The sequence below is a fragment of the Vibrio sp. V42_P2S4T144 genome (assembly GCF_009904715.1).
In the GTDB taxonomy this organism is placed as follows: domain Bacteria; phylum Pseudomonadota; class Gammaproteobacteria; order Enterobacterales; family Vibrionaceae; genus Vibrio; species Vibrio alginolyticus.
In genome coordinates this window covers 1-3,113 of the sequence record NZ_WXWS01000364.1, presented here as the reverse complement: position 1 = coordinate 3,113, position 3,113 = coordinate 1, and the positions used below count along the sequence as shown (strand labels likewise).

Below are 3,113 nucleotides of genomic sequence, written 5' to 3'. Positions count from 1 at the left end.
ATCAACAGTTAGGCTCACCTGTAAACATGCTAGAAGAGCTTCGTATTGCTGTCCTTGGTGAAGAAATCTTAGTCTCACGATTAGAGAATTTGTTAAATCCGATAACTCCTGAATCAACACTAAGGTACGAGGCTAAGCAAGCGAAGTATCGCCGACAAGCAGAAAAAAAACGGAAAAAGAGAGAAAGTAGCCGAATAGAATGGATACATTCACTACAAGAAAATCCGTCTCAGATTACGACTCCAAAGGTAAAATCTGGCGAAATTACTAACAATCATGTCTGGCTATTAAGTGAGCTAGAAAAAGATAGTTCAGCTACAAGTCGACGCAGTGCAAGTCAATGGGAACGGCTAATTCCTGAATTTGGCTTGCAAGTGGCAAATTCATACAAAGAGTTTTGTATGAATCATTGGCGAAACTTTCGCCCACAGTTGCATTCAGAGGAGGAGATTGGTAATTCAATCCCGTATGCCTTGTTATTTGGCTTAGCTGGGCTAGAAATTCAAGCAAAGGAAGACTCTAACTTTCCGAAGACTTTAAGTGGTGAAGACCTTGGAACTCTATTGCGCTATATAACATGGGATATAAATGGATTCCCAAGTTGGCTTGAGGTAGTACATCGAACTTATCCAGAGGAAACAAATAAGGCCATTCTTAAAGAGGTGTTTTGGGAGCTAAAGAATAATAGTAAAACCAAAGAGGTTTCAAGCCACATTCTACACGACTTGGTGTATCACGCACCTTGGCTCAAACAACATCTCGCTGGCACTGTATTTGAGTATCTAGTCAGTTCTGACAATTTAATCCAAGCCAATAAGGAATATTGCTTAAGACTCTTGGTTGAAGGTGGTATTAGTGCTGAGCAACTATCTTTGCTAGCCCAAAAATACATATCAACAAGTCAAGGTGACGATCATGAAATTGCATGGTGGTATGCGCTGTTAGTCGATAGTGAGCCTGACCAAGGTATTCCAGAGTTAGAGGAGTGGCTAGCAACGCTTGATCCTGAACAGGCAACGAACGCTGCGGAAGTATTTCTGGAAGCGTTGTTAGGTGGGAGGAGCTCACATCGTTCTCTTTATAATGTAGGACGGTTTAAAGTGGTTGCTCACCTAAAGGCTTTGTACATCCTGATGCATAAATATATAAGAGTCAGTGATGATCTTAAGCGAGCCGGCACAGGGGTCTATAGCCCCACAACACGAGATCATGCTCAAGAAGCAAGAGATATGTTGTTCAACTACTTGGTCGAGATTCCCTCGAAGGAAAATTATTACGCATTGACACAGCTGATAGAAGATCACCCTGACGAGTCACATCGACCGTGGATGAAAAAGAACGCATACAAAATGGCTGAAGCTTATGGTGATGTCCCGCTATGGTCAGATAACCAGTTTAAGGAGTTTCACAAAACGAAGCTGATCTCTCCTGAGTCGCACAGGCAGCTATTTGAACTGGGTGTCCGACAAATTCTTTCGATTAAGGATTGGGTCGAAAATGGTAATGATAGCCCTTGGATGACTTGGCAAAGAGCAACCAAAGAAAATGAGGTTAGAACGCTTATTGCTGCTGAGCTAAGAAAAAGTGCCAACGGATACTACACAATCGCAGAAGAGCCAGAGTTAGCTAATGAACAAAGGATGGATATTTGGCTGGCCAACCCGAAAGTCGCCTCTCCAGTTCCGATTGAGTTGAAGTTACTTGATAAAGGTTGGAGTGGTCCTGATTTGTGCGAGCGGCTTCGAAACCAGCTCGTTGGTGATTATCTCAGAGAGGGCACTGCTGGTTGTGGTGTATTTCTTTTAGTATCACTGAAGTCTACCAAGAGTTGGGAGATAGATGGTAAGCGAGTAGGAATTGATAAGCTCGCTCCAGCACTCAAAGACTATTGGAAGTCGATTGCGCACGGTTATGTAGGTATCGATGAGATAGAAGTGATGGTCATTGATATGAATAAAAGAGCTTTAGTCTCTGACTCATGACCTCGTCATCACGGTAAATCAGAGATCGCATGAATAGGGAAAGGTCTTTCATTTTGCCATCTAGTTTAGCCAAACTTCAGCTAATCCGTATTTTTCTAAATTAGCAAAGCCACTGACACATTTATGTCCAAAATCGTCACGGTAAGTACTTTATAACTTTACGATATTTTATTTCGTTGTTAGTGATGTAACTTGCACTACTCAACTAATCGTTTAATAAAAGCCATCAGAGAGTAACTTATTATAGCTACTTTAAGTTATGGTAACACGAGTCTTTTGTTTTAATTTTTCAGATGGTTGAGAGGTCAGAGGGTTAGCTTTGCGGCCAGTTGCATACTAGACTGTATGTATACATGACGTGATGAGGTCGAATAATTGTCTAAGTTAAAAATGTTTGCGTGGGGGGCACTGGCATTCTTGTTGGTCACAGCCGCATTATTTTTCTATTGCATTGAAAAACAAAGCGTTATCCCTGTCATTCATGAGTTTCATCTGGAGGAGTCTAGTGAATAATAGGTATCCACCAAGTATGAATATACTTGAGTTTTTCATTGGCGTTGGATTAGCTATTACCTTGATTGCTTTTTTCTCTTTTAAGGCTCAAAGCAACCTTCTAGAAGCCGTAGAGAGTTCTCATGTAGCCCACTCCGCGAGTCTCGTTCATATCAGAAACTATATCCATTTATTGGGCAGCGAAGATCACGCACAAATAAGTAAGATATTGACCCAGATAGAAGAGTTAACCGTTGCATTAAATGATCTATCTGAAGCATCCAATGATATTACCGTAAGGTTTCCTCGTTTTTTTTGGCTAGGGGATTCACTTTCTCATATGGTTGAAGACTATACCAAAACAGCTAGAGGACAGTTAGCCTTACTTGAGAAGACAATTGAAGCGAAACAACAGACAGAAAACAAGTTATCCCTACAGAAATTAGAGCGAATTATTTTTTCAGATTCAATGGACGAAGTGGCCGAACAAACTCATGAACGTCTGATGAGTAGTATTTTTCTAACGAGTAAAGCCGCGGTGTACTCATTAATACTCACTACCGCTTTAACGTTTTCGGTCATTGTTTTATATCTTAGCCACTACATAACTGAACTAAAAAAGACCAAACTGGCTCTCCA

At 41.0% G+C, this 3,113-nt stretch carries 1 protein-coding gene and 1 pseudogene; both read left to right on the top strand.

All coding sequences use genetic code 11. From position 1 onward, the window contains the following. A partial coding sequence (locus tag CAG68_RS12455; protein ID WP_237667876.1) for a hypothetical protein occupies nucleotides 1-1,982 on the top strand: 1,982 nt, incomplete at its 5' end. 529 nt (nucleotides 1,983-2,511) lie between these two features. Beyond that, nucleotides 2,512-3,113: pseudogene (locus tag CAG68_RS12450) on the top strand (ATP-binding protein); the annotation flags it as partial.